The 15,684-nt window shown below is 68.9% G+C and carries 12 protein-coding genes; 8 read left to right on the top strand and 4 right to left on the bottom strand.

Annotated elements, in window-relative coordinates:
• Nucleotides 1-61: 61 nt before the first annotated feature.
• Nucleotides 62-2,392 (bottom strand): carbon starvation CstA family protein, encoded by a 2,331-nt coding sequence (locus ACFVBH_RS15615; RefSeq protein WP_379002184.1) that lies wholly within the window; start codon nt 2,390-2,392, stop codon nt 62-64.
• A 634-nt stretch (nt 2,393-3,026) separates the two neighbouring features.
• On the opposite strand from ACFVBH_RS15615, the gene ACFVBH_RS15610 reads away from it, so the two are divergent.
• The 4 genes from ACFVBH_RS15610 to ACFVBH_RS15595 all read left to right on the top strand — a co-directional run bounded on the left by ACFVBH_RS15610 (nt 3,027) and on the right by ACFVBH_RS15595 (nt 6,914).
• Nucleotides 3,027-4,391, top strand: coding sequence for an ABC transporter substrate-binding protein (locus ACFVBH_RS15610; protein ID WP_379002183.1), 1,365 nt, complete (start codon nt 3,027-3,029; stop codon nt 4,389-4,391).
• A gap of 44 nt (nt 4,392-4,435) precedes the next feature.
• A complete protein-coding gene (locus ACFVBH_RS15605; protein WP_354989816.1) occupies nt 4,436-5,314 on the top strand; it encodes a sugar ABC transporter permease in 879 nt (292 codons plus the stop codon).
• Nucleotides 5,311-6,123 (top strand): carbohydrate ABC transporter permease, encoded by an 813-nt coding sequence (locus ACFVBH_RS15600; RefSeq protein ID WP_379002181.1) that lies wholly within the window; start codon nt 5,311-5,313, stop codon nt 6,121-6,123. Before ACFVBH_RS15605 ends, ACFVBH_RS15600 begins: the two co-directional genes overlap by 4 nt.
• 104 nt (nt 6,124-6,227) lie before the next feature.
• Nucleotides 6,228-6,914 (top strand): HAD domain-containing protein, encoded by a 687-nt coding sequence (locus ACFVBH_RS15595; protein WP_379002180.1) that lies wholly within the window; start codon nt 6,228-6,230, stop codon nt 6,912-6,914.
• 13 nt (nt 6,915-6,927) lie between these two features.
• On the opposite strand, the gene ACFVBH_RS15590 is transcribed toward ACFVBH_RS15595, so the two are convergent.
• Nucleotides 6,928-7,884 (bottom strand): WYL domain-containing protein, encoded by a 957-nt coding sequence (locus ACFVBH_RS15590; RefSeq protein WP_354989807.1) that lies wholly within the window; start codon nt 7,882-7,884, stop codon nt 6,928-6,930.
• A gap of 99 nt (nt 7,885-7,983) precedes the next feature.
• On the opposite strand from ACFVBH_RS15590, the gene ACFVBH_RS15585 reads away from it, so the two are divergent.
• The 3 genes from ACFVBH_RS15585 to ACFVBH_RS15575 all read left to right on the top strand — a co-directional run bounded on the left by ACFVBH_RS15585 (nt 7,984) and on the right by ACFVBH_RS15575 (nt 11,611).
• Entirely contained in the window at nt 7,984-8,616 is a 633-nt protein-coding gene (locus ACFVBH_RS15585; protein ID WP_379002179.1) for a TIGR03086 family metal-binding protein, read from the top strand.
• Nucleotides 8,617-8,720: 104 nt separating this feature from the next.
• A complete protein-coding gene (locus ACFVBH_RS15580; RefSeq protein ID WP_354989805.1) occupies nt 8,721-9,962 on the top strand; it encodes a GDSL-type esterase/lipase family protein in 1,242 nt (413 codons plus the stop codon).
• A 149-nt stretch (nt 9,963-10,111) separates the two neighbouring features.
• Nucleotides 10,112-11,611 (top strand): serine/threonine-protein kinase, encoded by a 1,500-nt coding sequence (locus ACFVBH_RS15575; RefSeq protein WP_379002178.1) that lies wholly within the window; start codon nt 10,112-10,114, stop codon nt 11,609-11,611.
• Here ACFVBH_RS15575 and ACFVBH_RS15570 read toward each other — a convergent pair.
• Together ACFVBH_RS15570 and ACFVBH_RS15565 are read right to left on the bottom strand one after the other, a co-directional pair.
• Nucleotides 11,608-12,849, bottom strand: a complete 1,242-nt coding sequence (locus ACFVBH_RS15570) for an arginine deiminase (RefSeq protein WP_379002177.1) — start codon at nt 12,847-12,849, stop codon at nt 11,608-11,610. The genes ACFVBH_RS15575 and ACFVBH_RS15570 overlap by 4 nt on opposite strands.
• A gap of 12 nt (nt 12,850-12,861) precedes the next feature.
• Nucleotides 12,862-14,268, bottom strand: coding sequence for a basic amino acid/polyamine antiporter (locus ACFVBH_RS15565; protein WP_379002798.1), 1,407 nt, complete (start codon nt 14,266-14,268; stop codon nt 12,862-12,864).
• A gap of 305 nt (nt 14,269-14,573) precedes the next feature.
• Between ACFVBH_RS15565 and ychF the strand changes: the two genes are divergently transcribed.
• Nucleotides 14,574-15,653, top strand: coding sequence for a redox-regulated ATPase YchF (gene ychF, locus ACFVBH_RS15560; RefSeq protein WP_354989801.1), 1,080 nt, complete (start codon nt 14,574-14,576; stop codon nt 15,651-15,653).
• Nucleotides 15,654-15,684: the final 31 nt, after the last annotated feature.

Genomic DNA, 15,684 nt, shown 5'->3' with positions numbered 1-15,684 from the left:
CCCCGCCGACCGCAGCAGCGCTGCGGGCGACGAGGCGCGCGAGTTGTCGTTCATCGCCATGTCAGTGCGCGTGCGCCGAACCCGGCGGCCGCACCTTGCCCTCGGCGATCAGGGCGTCCCACTCCTGCTGGACTTGTTTCTCCGCCTTGGTCGCCACGAAGGAGCTGGGCCCGAAGATCTTGGACGGCACCTCCGGCGATTCGGTGGTCTCCGCCCCGCCCTTGCGCACGGCGTTGACGCACACCAGCACGCCCACGACCGCGACGATCAGCACCAGCACCGCGAACACGATCGAGAGCGTGCCCTGGATGAAGGTGTTGCGGACGATCTTGTCCAGGTCGTCCAGCGCCTTCTGCAGCGCGGCCGGATCCTTGACCCCGGCCGGGAGCTGCCCGGTGTCCAGGGCCGCCTGGTAGTTCTCGCGCTTGGTGACCGCGTCACCGTGCGCCCGCCAGTAGCCGATCTTGGGATCGTCGGAGAAGATCTTCTGGAACGAGGCGGTCATGGTGACGACGAGGTCCCAGACCAGCGGAACGCCCGGAATCCAGGCCCATTTCAGCAGGCCCTTCTTCACCACGATCACCAGCACCACGGTCAGCGCGACGGCCGCGAGCAACTGGTTGGAGATGCCGAACAGCGGATACAGCGTGTAGATGCCGCCGAGCGGATCGGTCACGCCCATCAGCAGCACCGAACCCCAGGCCGCGACCACGATCGCGGAGCAGATGAACACGCCCGGCCACCACGACGGATCCTTGAACTTCTTCGCCGCGCCGCCCAGGTTGCCCAGCGCGTCCGAGACCATGAAGCGCGCGACGCGGGTGCCCGCGTCGATGGTGGTGAGGATGAACAGCGCCTCGAACATGATCGCGAAGTGGTACCAGAACGCCTTCCACCCCGTGCCGCCCAGGAACTGGTGCAGCACTTCGGACATGCCGACCGCCAGGGTCGGCGCGCCGCCGGTGAGTGAGACGATCTTCTTCTCGCCGATGTCGGCCGCGGCCTGATCCAGTTCCGCGGCGGTGATGGGCGGCCCGTCCAGCCCGAGGCCGTTGACGTAGGTCGCCGCTTTCTCCGCGGAGTTGCCGGTCAGCGCGCCGCTGGCGTTCATCGCGAAGTACAGGTGCTGATCGATGATGCTCGCGGTGATGATGGCCATGACCGCCACGAACGATTCCATGAGCATGCCGCCGTAGCCGATCATGCGGGCCTGCGACTGCTTCTCCAGCAGCTTCGGGGTGGTGCCGGAGGAGACCAGCGCGTGGAAGCCCGAGAGCGCGCCGCACGCGATGGTGATGAACAGGAACGGGAACAGGCTGCCCGCGAACGCCGGGCCGTTGCTGTTGCCCGCGAACTGCGAGATGGCCGGGGCCTGCAGCGTCGGCATGGTGACCAGTACGCCGACCGCGAGCAGGCCGATGGTGCCGATCTTCATGAAGGTCGACAGGTAGTCGCGCGGGGCGAGCAGCATCCACACCGGCAGCACCGAGGCGACGAAGCCGTAGGCGATGAGCAGCCACGCGATGGTGGTGCCGGTGAGGGTGAACAGGTCACGGCCCCAGCCGGATTCGGCGACCCAGTTGCCGGACACGATGGCCAGCATGAGCAGCGCGAAGCCGATGATCGACACTTCGCCGACCTTGCCCGGGCGCACGTACCGCAGGTAGAAGCCCATGAGCAGCGCGATGGGGATCGTCATGGCGATGGAGAACACGCCCCACGGGCTGCCGCCCTCGAGGACGCCGGTCTCCTTGTTGGTGGTGGCGGCCAGCGCGTTGGTGACCACGATGCCGAGCACCGCGAGCAGGATCATCATGATGACGAGCACGGCCACGATGGCGGCCACGCCGCCGACCCGGCCCAGTTCCTCGCGGGCCATCTGCCCGAGGCTGCGGCCGCGGCGTTTGGTGGATGCCCACAGCACCAGATAGTCCTGCACCGCACCGGCGAACACGACGCCGACGATGATCCAGATGGTGCCCGGCAGATAGCCCATCTGCGCGGCGAGCACGGGGCCGACCAGTGGGCCCGCGCCGGCGATGGCGGCGAAGTGGTGGCCGAAGAGCACACGCCGGTCCATCGGCATGTAGTCGCGGCCGTTCTCCATCTCCTCGGCGGGTGTGGCCATGTCATCGCGCGGCTTGGTGATCTTCCAGGCGATGAGGCGCGAATAGAACTGGTAGGCCAGCACATAGGTGCAGACCGCCGCGATGACGATCCAGACCGCGTTCACGTTCTCGCCGCGGACCACGGCCAGAATGGTCCACGCGAGGGCCCCGAGCAGGGCGATGACGAGGAATGCGCCCTTCTTCGCACGCGTCATGGGTGTCCGGTCCACGACGCCGACCGGGGGTAGGTCGGGGTCCGTCCGGAGATATTCGATGGTCGCCATGGGCCAACTCTCCCTGCGGTACAGCGGAATCCAAAGGATCTAGGTGAAATGGTGCCAACGTAGCGGAACCGACATGCCGGGAAGTCGGCTTTCCCGCGCCGCTCACCCGGTGTCGCGCCGCGGGATACGGGTGGGCCGGCGGCGGCATCGTGCCGGGGGCGGGGGTGTCGCGGTCCGGCGGGCTGTCCCGCGCTTCCGCGTGTTCGCCGCGTGTCGCCGGTTGCTCACCGTATGCTGCCATGCTGATCTGCGACCTGGGCCACAGGGTCCGGTGGGTTGGCCAGCGACCATGAGGAGATCCGATGCCCGTCCCGCCGTCCCGTCGGCGCGTGTCGCCGCCCGGGCCGTCGAATCACTCATGCCCGTACTGTCGGCGCTCGCGGACGGCGGGCGATCGAATTGCGCCGAGTGGCCGGGCAAGTGCGACGAACGGTCGAAACCGGACGACGAGTGGCGACCGGACAGCGCTGTCCGCGCGCGGCGGCCGTGGACCGGGGGTGCGGGGTGAGCGTTCGGGGAGCGATGCGCGAAAGCCACGCCCGCGCTTGCGAGCCGAACATACGCGGGTCGGCGCCGGGTGGACCGCGGCCCGGGCGGGCTCCGGAAGCCGAACCGGCGCACGACGGTACGGCCGATGACCGCGCCCCCGGCCGCCCCGCCCCGTGCGCCCGCTCCCGATGCGCGCTTCCCGCAGGCGTTCTCGCGGCGCGCGATACTCCGTGCGGCCGCCGCGACTGCCCCGCTGGCGGCGCTGGGGGGCTGTGCCGGGGACGACGACGACGCGGTCACCTTCTTCTTTCAGGCGCGGCCCGAGGAGGCGCGGGCGCGGCTGCGGATCATCGAGGAGTTCGAGCGGCGGCGGCCGGACATCCGGATCCGCACGATCATGTCCGGGCCGGATCCGCTGCAGCAGATGCTGACCTACTGCGCGGGCGGCAAATGCCCGGACGTGCTGATGTCGTGGGAACTGCTCTACGCGGGACTGGCCGAGCGGGGGGTGCTGGTCGACCTGCGGGAGTTCCTGGATCGGGATCCCGGGTACGCCGCCGCGCTGCGGGCCGACGGCTACGCGCCGCTGCGGGAGACGTTCGCGTGGCGCGGCGGGCAGTACGCGCTGCCGGAGCAGTGGTCGGGGGTGTTCCTCTACTACAACCGGAAGCTGTTCGCCGAGGCGGGAATCGAGCCGCCGGGACGGTGGGCCGACGCGTGGACGTTCGCGGAGTTCCTGGCCGCGGCCACCGCGCTGACCCGCCGCGACGGTGACGGCCGCACCGAGCGCTGGGGTTTCGCCGACGCCTGGGTGCCGTACTTCTCGGCGGCCTGCTTCGGCATGAACAACGGTGCGGAGTGGTTCAGCCCGCCGGTGCGCCCCGAGCGCACCAACCTCGGCGATCCGCGGTTCGCGGCGGGCCTGCAGTTCTACGCCGATCTCGCGGTCCGGCACCGGGTCGCGCCCGGAGTCGGTGACCGGCAATCGGTCTCGGCCCAGGACCTGTTCCGCAGCGGCCGCGCGGCCATGCTGCTGGGCGGGCACTGGCTGTTCTCGGAGTTCACCGGCCGTGACGACCTGGACTTCGACGTGACGGTGCTGCCCGTCGGCCCGCACGGCGGCCCCGGCGCGATCACCGACGTCGGCAGCACCGGCCTGGCGATCGCGACGGCCAGTCCCCGCCGCGAAAAGGCCTGGGAGTTCGTGAAGTTCGCGACCGGCCCCGAGGGTCAGGCGCTGATAGCGGAGTCCGGCCTGTTCGTCCCGGTCCTGCGATCCGCCATGGGCGCACCGGGTTTCGCCGCGGCGCATCCCGGGATCCGCAACCTCGAGGTGTTCACCGGCGGACCCGCCGCCTCCCGCCAACTGGCCGTCACACCCCTGTGGGGCAAGGTCGAGTCGTTGCTCGAACGCGGCTGTAACCGGGTCCTGCGCGGCGCGGCCACCGCCGATTCACTGGCGGGCCGCACGGCCGCGGACATCGACGAACTCCTGCGGGCGGCGACATGAGTGAGTCGCACGCTGCCGCGGACCGGGGTGGTGCGAGCCCGGGGCTGGCCCGGCGGCGGGCACGGGCCGGAGCGTTGTTCATCGCGCCCAACCTCGCGGCGGTGGCCGTGTTCCTGGTTTTCCCGCTGGGGTTTTCGCTCTACCTGAGTTTCCACTCCTGGGATCTGTTCAGCGCGCCGCGGTTCGTGGGTGTGGACAACTATCGGAGGCTGTTCTCCGCGGATCCGCTGTTCTATATCGCGCTGCGCAATTCGGCGGTCTTCACCGTGCTGACCCTGGTGCCGACCGTGGCGGTCAGTCTGGTCATCGCAGCGCTGCTGAATCGGAAGCTGGCCGGTATCGGGGTGTTTCGGACGATCGCGTTCCTGCCGCTGGTGGCCTCCACGGTCGCCATGGCGGTGGTGTTCCGGTTCATCTTCGCCACCAACGACGGGCTGGCCAACCTCGTGCTGGGGTGGGTGGGCCTCGGGCCGGCGCCGTGGCTGACCGAGCCCGAGTGGGCGCTGGTGACCCTGAGCCTGGTCACGGTGTGGAAGAGCGTGCCGTTCGCGACGGTGATCCTGCTGGCCGCCATGCAGGGGGTGCCCGAAAACCTGTACGAGGCAGCGCGAATCGACGGTGCGGGAGCGCTGCGCCGGTTCGGGTCGATCACCGTGCCGCTGATCCGCGGCGCGCTGTCGTTCGTCTTCGTCATCACCGTCATCAATTCGGTGCAGGCGTTCGATCAGGCGTACGCCCTGACCGGCAGCAACGGCGGTCCGGAAACGGGGACCTATGTCCTGGGAATCATGCTGTTCCAGAACGCTTTCCGCTTCTACGAGGTCGGCTACGCCTCGGCCCTGGCCTGGGTGATCTTCGCAATCCTGCTGGCCCTGACCCTGATTCAGCTCCGCTTCTCGCGCCGCGCCGAGGCCGAACTGTGAAGCGGGCGCTGCTGATCTACCTCGCCCTGATCGCGGTGGCCTGGTCGGCGCTGGCCCCCATCCTGTGGGCGCTGACGACCTCGCTGAAGTCCGACGGCGAACTGGCCGACCCCGCCGCCCTGCCCGCGCATCCCCGATGGTCCAACTACACGGCCGTTTTCGATGCCATCCCGCTCGGCCGCATGCTGCTGAACACCACCCTCTACGCCGCCTGCGTCACCGCCGGCCAGGTGTTCTTCTGTTCCCTGGCCGGATACGCCTTCGCCCGCCTGCGCTTCCCGGGCCGCGACGCGGTGTTCCTGGCCTACCTCGGGACGCTCATGGTGCCGCTGACCGTCACCGTCATCCCGCAGTTCCTGCTCATGCGCGCGTTCGGCTGGATGGACACCCCCTGGGCCATGATCGTTCCCGGCCTGTTCGGCAGCGCCTTCGGGACCTATCTCATGCGCCAGTTCTTCCTGACGCTCCCCGTGGAATTGGAGGAGGCCGCCACCCTGGACGGCTGCACGCCCTGGCAGATCTACTGGCGCGTCCTGCTTCCGCACGCCCGTCCCGCCGTCATGGTTCTGGCCGTGCTGACCTGGATCACCGTCTGGAACGACTTCCTCTGGCCGCTGATCATGATCCAGCGCAACGACTACGCCACCGCCACCCTCGGCCTGGTCCGGCTCCAGGGCCAGTACTCCACCGACTGGCCGCTGCTGATGGCCGCCGCGATGGTGATCCTGCTGCCGCTGCTCCTGCTCTACGCCGTGACCCAGCGGGCCTTCGTGCGCGGCATCGCCATGTCCGGCCTCGGCGGTCGCTGAGGCCGGGCGAATTTCACTGGTGCGCGACGGGACGCTGCCCCATGATTGGCAGGCCGATTCGTCGTCAGGGCCCGGCACGGCGTCCGGGCCGGTGGGGAGCGCCAATGTCCGATCCGATCGAACCCGCACCGAGTCACACCCGGCCGAACCAACCGGGACCGAACCACCCCGAGCCGATCAGACCCGCGATTCTGCTGGACGTGGACGGCCCGCTGAATCCGTTCGCCGATTGCGACCGCCCCCGCGCCGCGACCTACCGGTCGCACCTGTTGCGCCCCAAGATATTTCCCGATCGTCCCGCCGAGAACCGCACGGTGTGGCTGGATCCCGGGCACGGCGCATTGCTGCTCGACCTCGCCGCCGCGACCGGCGCGGACCTGGTGTGGGCGACCCTGTGGGAGGACGAGGCCAACCGGCTGCTCGCGGCCCCGCTGGGTCTGCCCGAACTCGACGTGATTCGTTTCGCGGGCACCGCCTTCCAGCACTCGGACGGACACCACGCCAAGATCCGCGGCATAGATTCCTGGGCGGGCGGGCGTCCGCTGGTCTGGTTCGACGATCAGTTCCAGCCCCGTGACGCGGGCTGGGCTCGGGATCGTTCCGCCCGCACCGCCCCGACCCGCCTCATCCCGATCGACCCGACGATCGGCCTGACGCGTGCGGACGTCGACGGGGCAAGGGATTTCCTGCTGGCCTCGCGCCGCACCGCGGCGCTGTCCGGACACGGAGAATCGGCCGACCGGGGTGACTTCGACGAGTGCGCGGTCGACGAGGCCTCCGCTCGACCGTGACGGCGGCTCGCCGCTACCGCTGCGCCGGGGTCGACTCGCTGTAGCGGCGGGCCAGAGTACGCAGGTGCGCCACCAATTCCGGCGGCCCGTCCACCCGGAAGTCCATCATCAGCATGCTCAGGTAGATGGCGATGGTTTCCAGCGCGTCCGCCCCGGTCAGCAGGCGGCAGGTGTTCTCGGTCAGCGGCTCGACGATGCCCACCGCCGGGTTGATGCGCGCGATCACGGTCGCGGCGGATTGCAGCACGGTGACCTCGGCGTGCACCTTCCAGCCCGAGAGCGAGACCTCGCGCAGCACGAAGCCGACCAGGTCCTGCTGGGGGAGCGGGCGCGGCGCGAAGGGGCGGTCGCTCCGGTCGAGCTGTTCGACCGACGCCACGGGCAGGGCCCGCCAGGTGTGGGTGTGCAGGCTGTAGGCCACCAGGAACCAGCGGCGGGTGGCGCTGATCAGGCGGTAGGGCTCGTATTCGACCCCGTCCACCCGCAGGGTGACGGCGGCGCGGATCGCGGTGGCGATGGTGGCCAGGGTCTCGGCCGGGACGGGGGCCTCGGGTTCGCGCGAGCCGATGACGGCGGGCCCGACGTCGGTGGCGGTGCGCAGCGCGGTCACCTTGCGCTGCAGGCGTTTCGGCAGGATGCGTTCCATCTTGGCCAGGGCGCGGGTGAGGGTGACGTCCATGTCGGCGACGCCGGTGCTGCCCTTGGCGGTCAGGCCCATCGCGACCGCGATGGCCACCGCTTCCTCGTCGTCGAGCAGCAGCGGCGGCATCGTCGTGCCCTGACCCAGGCGATAGCCCCCGACCGGACCGCGTTCGGCGTGCACCGGATAGCCGAGTTCGCGCAGCCTGGCGATGTCCTGGCGCAGGGTGCGGTCGGTGACGGCGAGGCGTTCGGCCAGGTCACGGCCGGTATGCGTGCCGTTCTGCAGCAGCGAGAGCAGGCGCAGCAACCGCGTTGTGGTGGAGGTCACACTGTCGGCTTTCGATCGGCGGATCTATTAGGAAGAAAACAAGCCTAATTGCCTCATACCTTTATCTCAACGGATCGAAACGAACTGAGAGGCAAGACAATGAACGCCACCGAGAACACCGCGAACAACACCCCCGCCGCCGCCCTCGCCCCCGTCTGGCGCGACGTGCTCGCCACCTCCTACCGCGCACTGACCGACGCGGTCGCCGGGGTCGCCGACGATCAGTGGCAGCTGGCCACCCCCTGCTCGGAATGGACTGTGACGCAGGTGGTTCAGCACGCCGCCGGTGATCAGCTGGCCTACGCCTCCGCGCTCGGCATCGGCGCGGGCCCGGCCTACGACCCCTTCGCCCCGTCCGGCGCCATCGAGGGCGGCGCGGCCAAGCTGATCTCGGTCGCCGTCGAGGAGACCGCCACCGCGTGGTCCACCGTCTCCGACGACACCGAGGCCGTCCCGACCCCGCTGCCCTTCGGCGACCTGCCGACCCCCGTCGCCGGCGTGCTGTGCGCGATGGACGCGATGGTGCACGCCTGGGATATCGCCGTCGCCACCGGTCAGCCGTCCCCGCTCACCGACGAGGTCGCCGGTCACCTGCTCACCGCGGCCCGCGGGCTGATCGAGCCGCTGCGCCAGTACGGCGTGTTCGCGGACATCGTCGAGCCGGGCGCGGCGAGCTCTACCCCGGTCGTCGACGAGCTGCTCGAGTACCTCGGCCGCGACCCGCGCGCCTGAGCACTGGCAGAACTCTCTTACCCGACGGTAACTTGGTGGGCGGGCCAGAGTGGTCTTGCTGGACCCGCCCGGGCGGCACGCAGCCGACGAAGGGAATCTCCGCCGTGCGCATCGCCGCCGTCATCCTCGGAGCACTGCTCCTGCTCGCGGGAGCCGGGGCTGCCGCGCCCGCGCCCGCGTTCACCTGGCAGGCGGCCTGGGTCACCGCCACCCAGCGGCCCGGCGACAGCTTCAACTGGTCCACCTCCGGATTCGGGAATCAGTCTGTGCGCCAGGTGATTCGGGTCAGTGCGGAAGGATCGACCCTGCGGCTGCGACTATCGAACCGATTCGGAACCCAGCCGCTGGTGGTGACCGGGGCGACGATCGCCCGCAGTGCGGGCGGTGCGGCCCTGTACCCGGACAGCCTGCAGCCCTTGACCATCGGGCACGAGTTCACCTTCCGCATCGACACCGGGGCCGAGGCGGTCACCGATCCGGTCGCCCTGCCGGTCGCGATGCTCGAAGAACTAACGGTCACACTGTATTTCGCCGACGCCACCGGACCGGCCACCTACCACGCGCTGACCCCGAACACCTCGTATCTCGCGTGGGACGACCATCGCGCCGACAGCACCGGCGAGGCGTTCGCGGTCACCTCCACCTCCTTCTACTACCTGGACGCGGTCGAGGTGGCCGACTCGCATCCGCACCGGCCCGCGGTGGCCCTGTTCGGTGATTCCTTCACCGAGGGCGTCGGCTCCACCCGCGATCAGCACAACGCCTACCCCGATCAACTGGCCGAACTGCTGCTGGCCCAGGACCGCAGGCGCGCGGTGCTCAATCTCGGCATCAACGGCAACTGCGTGATCGCGGATTCGCAGTGGCTCGGCGAAGGCGGGTTGACCCGGTTCCAGCGTGATGTGCTGGACCGCCCGGGGGTGGGCACCGTGGTCATCCTGCAGGGCATCAACGACATCTGGGTCGGCGGCGCGAACCTGGCGCTGGGACCGCTCACCGGCGGTCTGTCCGCCGAGCAGGTGATCGAGGGCCTGCGGGGGCTCATCGCCCAGGCGCGGGCGGGGGGTCTGCGGGTGATCGGCGCGACCATCGCCCCGGTCGGGCGGTCCACCTTCGACAGCGGGGACCGGGCCAGGTTCGCCGACCGCGAGGGCGTGCGCCGGGCGGTCAACGACTGGATCCGCGGGTCCGGCGAGTACGACGCGGTCGCCGACATCGCGACCGTGCTGGCCGATCCCGCCGCCACCGATCGGCTCGCCGCGGTCTACGACATCGGCGATCACCTGCACCCGAACGACGCTGGTCACGCGGCCATGGCGGCCGCGGTCGCGGCGGTGCTCGACTGAGCCGTGAGCCGATTCCGGGCGGACGCGGATGAACACCCGCCGCCGATTCCGGTTATGTTGTCCGGTGCGGGCCGCGCCGCCATGATCTCGAGGCCGAGGGCCTGTCGCGCGCCGCGGGATTTGCTGTCGGGGAATGCGGGAGTTCGAAGATGCTGCGCAGCGGTGAGGTTTTCGCCGAATATGTGGTCGAAGGCGAGCTGGGTCGCGGCGGAATGGGTTCGGTGTTTCTGGCCCGGCATCCACGCCTGCCGCGCTTGACGGCGCTGAAAGTCCTGAATCGGCACCTGTTCTCCGATCCGGAGAGCCGAGCCCGTTTCGATCGGGAAGCCGAACTCGTGGCGCGGCTGGATCATCCCAATATCGTGGCGATCTACGATCGCGGCGCCGAGGGCGAACAGCTGTGGATCTCCATGCAGTACGTGGACGGCCCGGACGCCTCGACGGTCCCCGATCACGAGATGACCGCCGACCGCGCGGTGCGCATCGTCTCGGAAGTGGCCGAAGCGCTGGATCACGCGCACAGTCGCGGCGTGCTGCATCGCGACATCAAGCCCGCGAACATTCTGCTGGAGCAGTCCGTGACCGGGCGGCCCGAACGAGTACTGCTGACCGACTTCGGAATCGCGCGCCTGCGTGATGACGCCGGGCATTTGACGCGCACCGGAACCTTCACCGCCACTTTGGCCTACGCGTCCCCGGAGCAGCTTTCGGGTGAGCAGCTCGACGCTCGCGCCGATCAATACTCGCTGGCGTGCACGCTGTTTCGATTGCTGACCGGGGTCGGGCCGTACGAGTCCGATCATCCGGCCGTGGTGATGCAGGGGCACCTGTACGAGCAGCCGCCGTCACTGTCCGCGATCCGGCCGGATCTGCCGGTGGCGCTGCACCGGGTGCTGGCGCGAGCCATGGCCAAACGGCCGCAGGATCGGTTCGGGTCCTGCGCGGAGTTCGCCGCGGCGGCGCGGCGGGCGCTGGCGGACGGGATCGACGCGACCGCGACCGTGCCGTTCACCGGCGCACCGGTGCGCGCGGAGCAGACGCGGGTGATCGCGCCGCCGAGCGCGCCCGCGCCGAGCCGTTCGCGCCGCGGGCTGTTCGCCGGCATCGGGGCCGCGGTGCTGGCTGTGGTCCTGGCGGTGGTCGCGGGCCTGTTCTTCATCGACCGGGGCGACGCGGGCAATCAGACCTCGGCCGGTGACCTGGACGCGCTGTGGGAGGCGTTCCCGCGCATGGTGCCGGTCGACAAGGGCCGCAAGGAGGGTTTCAACGCTGCCACCTGCAAGAGCTACGAGCCCAAGGACCGGCCCTCGGACAGCGACGACGGCCTCGACGTGGGCCGCTGGACCGCCCAGTGGGAGTGCGACGGCGGCGGCAGCTACAAGGACCCGACGTTCCGTTTCTACGCCTACCGCTCGGCCGACGACGTCCGCGCGGTGACCGCGCTGCTCGACCCCGCCACCAAGTTCTCCGAACGGAATCACGGTGTCTCGTACGTGAATTACCGTGTGAAGTCCTACTGGGGCGAGTCGATCATCACCGTCTTCCTCGACACCGACGATCGCGCGCCGTTCCTCATGTATTCGCGCCCGCGCTCGTCCAGCGAGAAGCCGGACATCGTCGCGTGGTGGAAGACCACGCGTCTGGACTAGTCGAGCGGATCGCGCGCGATCGGGCAGGTCATGCAGTGCCCGCCGCCGCGCCCACGCCCGAGTTCCGCGCCGACGATGGTGATGACCTCGATGCCCTGTCGCCGAAGTTCGGTGTTGGTGTGGGTATTCCGGTCGTACGCGAACACCACGCCCGGTTCGGCCGCGACCAGGTTGTTGCCGCTGTCCCACTGCTGGCGCTGATTGGCGTAGTAGCCGCCGCCGGTTTCCACGACGCGCAGTGTCGCGAGGTTCAGCGCGTCCGCCACGACGTCCAGGAAGGGCGACTTCTCCTCGGTGACTTCGATTCCCGTCGCGTTGTCGCCGGGACGCAGTGAGAAGGTGTGTATTCCGTCCACCACATCGGGATACGCGGTCACCAGGTCGCGATCGGCGAAGGTGAAGACGGTGTCCAGGTGCATGGCCGAGCGGAGTTTGGGCATGCCGGCGGCGATGACCCGGGTCGCCGCGCCGTTGTCGAACAGGGTCTTCGCCAGCTGGGTGACGGCCTGCCTCGAAGACCGTTCGCTCATCCCGATCAATACCGCGCCGTTGCCGATCGGCATGACATCGCCGCCTTCGAGAGTGGCGTTGCCCCAGTCTTTTTCGGGATCGCCCCACCAGACCCGCGCGCCGGTGAAGTCGGGGTGGAAACTGTAGATCGCCTTCATCAGCAGTGTTTCGTCATGTCGCGCGGGCCAATACAGTGGATTGAGCGTGACGCCGCCGTAGATCCAGCAGCTGGTGTCGCGGGTGTAGAGGGTGTTCGGCAACGGCGGGAGCAGGTACTCGCGCACCCCGGCCTGTTCGCGGGCCAGGGCGCGGTAGCCGGCGGCGTACTCGCCGGGCAGATCCGCGACCGCCAGGCCGCCGATCAGGTGGACCGCGAGTTCGCGCGCGGTCGAATCGGCGAGGTACGCGCGCACTTCGTCGACCAGGCCCAGTCCGACCTGGTTCACGGTGATGGTCCGGTCGAGCACCCAGGCCCGGGCTTCGGGGAGCTCCAGCGTCGCGGCGAGCACCTCGTGCAGTTCCACGACCTCGATGCCGCGGTCGCGCATCTTGGTGATGAAGTCGAGGTGATCGCGCTTGGCGTTCTGCACCCACAGCACGTCGTCGAAGAGCAGGTCGTCGCAATTGGTCGGGGTCAGCCGGTCGTGGGCAAGGCCGGGCGCGCACACCAGCACCTTGCGCAGTGTGCCTACCTCGGAATGCACGCCGAATGCGTTGGGGCTGGTCATGATTCGGTCTCCTCAGATGGATATCAGTCCGGTGGCCAGGGCGATGATCGCGGCGATCGCGCCGAGCACGGTGATGGCGAACAGCACCGCTTCGACCGGGCTGAACAGCTTCTTGCCGCGTTCCCGGCGCGAGAGGATGAACAGGATGGTTCCGGGGGCGTAGATGATGAAGGACAGCAGCACGAATTCGAGTCCGGCGACCAGGATCATGAAGGCGGTGTAGAACGTCGCGGCGCCGGCGATGAGCAGTTCGCGGTTGCGGTCCTGCGGCCTGATCTCGTCGTAGGTCTCGCGGGTGCTCGCCAGTTTCAGCGCGTAGGCCGCCGCGAGCAGATACGGCACCAGCGACAGCGCGCTGCTGAGTTTGAGCGTGAAGGTGAAGGCGTCGTCGGAGAACAGGGTGGTCAGCAGGACCAGCTGGATCAGCACGGTCGTGAAGGTCACCGCGACCACCGGCACCCTGTTGGCGTTGACCCGGGCCAGGAACGCGGGCATGTCGTCGTCCTCGGCGGCGACGAACAGCACTTCCGCGGCCATCAGCGTCCAGGCGAGGTACGCGCCCAGCACCGAAACGATGAGCCCGATGCTGATGAACCACGCGCCCCACGGGCCGACCGCGGATTCGAAGACCGGCGACATGGAGGGCTGCTGCATGCCGGCCAGTTCCTCGCGCGGCACGATGCCGAACGAAACCATGGTGACGGAGGCGAAAACCGCCAGCACACTGAGGAATCCGAGGATCGTGGCGCGGCCGATGTCGGCGCGGCTGCGCGCGTAGCGGGAGTACACGCTCGCGCCCTCGATGCCGAGGAAGACGAACACCGTGATCAGCATCGTGGCGCGCACCTGGCTGAAGAGCGATTCGGTGTAACCGTCACCGCCCCAGAAGTTGTCGGCGAACACCCCGGGGTCGAAATAGAACAGCAGCACGATGACGAAGACCAGGATCGGCACGATCTTCGCGATCGTGACGATCTTGTTGATGGTCGCGGCCTCCTGGACGCCGCGCAGCACCGTGAAGTGGAAGGCCCAGATGAACACGGTCGAGAGCAGGACCGCGGGGACGGTGTTGCCCTCGCCGAAGATCGGCAGCACCTGTCCGAGGGTCGATTTGATCAGCACCCAGTAGGACACGTTGCCCACGCAGGCGCTGGCCCAGTAGCCGAACGCCGAGATGAAGCCGAGGTATTCGCCGAAGCCGGCCTTCGCGTACGCGTAGACGCCGGCGTCGAGGTCGGGTTTGCGGACGGCGAGGCTCTGGAAGACCAGGGCGAGGGTGAACATGCCGGTGCCCGCGATGGCCCAGGCGATGAGTGCACCGAAGCCGCCGGTGGCCTGGCCGAAATTGCGGGGCAGGGAGAACACGCCCGCGCCGACCATGGAACCGACCACCATGGCCGACAGGGTCAGCAGCGGCATGGTCTTGTCGGGGGTGTGGGTCGTTGTGGCCAAGGTTGTCCCCCTCGCTCACCGCGATCTGTCGGCTATCTCCGGTATCGATGTCTCTATCAGGTTGGTTTTGTGGCTGAATGCGGCAATCCGACCCTCCCATACTCGGTTCGCGAATGCGCGGCAATCTATGAACTCTCTGCGGTGCCGACACCGGCCGGTGTGTGCGGGTGCGAGGCCGGTTCCGCGGTGTCCGGGCCGGGCCGGGCCCGTGCCCGCCGTCCGCGCCGCCCGGCGTGTCCGGGTGGGGAGTGCGCAGGTAAGCTCTCTTTCTCGTGAGTCTCACCCTCGGAATCGTCGGCCTGCCCAACGTCGGAAAGTCGACGCTCTTCAACGCGCTGACCCGCAACGACGTGCTGGCCGCGAACTACCCGTTCGCGACCATCGAGCCGAACACCGGTGTCGTGCCGCTGCCGGATCCGCGGCTGGGGGTGCTCGCGGAGATCTTCGGTTCCGAGCGGCAGCTGCCCGCCGTGGTGACGTTCGTCGACATCGCCGGCATCGTGAAGGGCGCGTCCGAGGGCGAGGGCCTGGGGAACAAGTTCCTCGCCAACATCCGTGAGGCCGACGCCATCTGCCAGGTCGTGCGCGTGTTCGCCGACGACGACGTGGTGCACGTGGACGGCAAGGTCGATCCGCTGGCCGATATCGAGGTCATCGAGACCGAGCTGATCCTGGCCGACATGCAGACCTTGGAGAAGGCGGTCGTCCGCCTGGACAAGGAAGCGCGCATCAAGAAGGACCGCAAGCCGGTCGCCGATGCCGCCAAGCAGGCGCAGGACATTCTGAACAGCGGCCGCACCCTGTTCGCGGCCCAGAAGGAGCTCGATGTCGAGCTGCTCAAGGAACTGTCGCTGCTGACGATCAAGCCGTTCCTCTACGTCTTCAACGCCGACGAGACGGTGCTGACCGACGAGGCCCGCAAGGCCGAGCTGAAGGCGGCCGTTGCGCCCGCCGACGCGGTGTTCCTGGACGCCAAGATCGAGTCCGAGCTGATCGAGCTCGACGACGAGTCCGCCCTGGAACTCCTGGAGTCGATCGGCCAGACCGAGCCCGGCCTGCACGCCCTGGCCCGCGCGGGTTTCCACACCCTCGGCCTGCAGACCTACCTGACCGCGGGCCCCAAGGAGTCCCGCGCCTGGACGATCCACCAGGGCGATACGGCCCCCAAGGCGGCCGGCGTGATCCACACCGACTTCGAACGCGGCTTCATCAAGGCCGAGATCGTCGCCTACGCCGACCTGGTCGAGGCCGGCTCGATGGCCGCCGCGAAGGCGGCGGGCAAGGTCCGGATCGAAGGCAAGGAATACGTGATGGTGGACGGCGACGTGGTCGAGTTCCGCTTCAACGTCTAGCTTTTCGCGGGTTCGCGCCCGCGCGGTAGCG

Origin of the sequence: Nocardia sp. NPDC057668, assembly GCF_042799795.1 — a bacterium.
Classification (GTDB): Bacteria; Actinomycetota; Actinomycetes; order Mycobacteriales; family Mycobacteriaceae; genus Nocardia.
The sequence above is the reverse complement of the archived record's forward strand: the minus strand, read 5'-3'. Positions and strand labels throughout refer to the sequence as shown.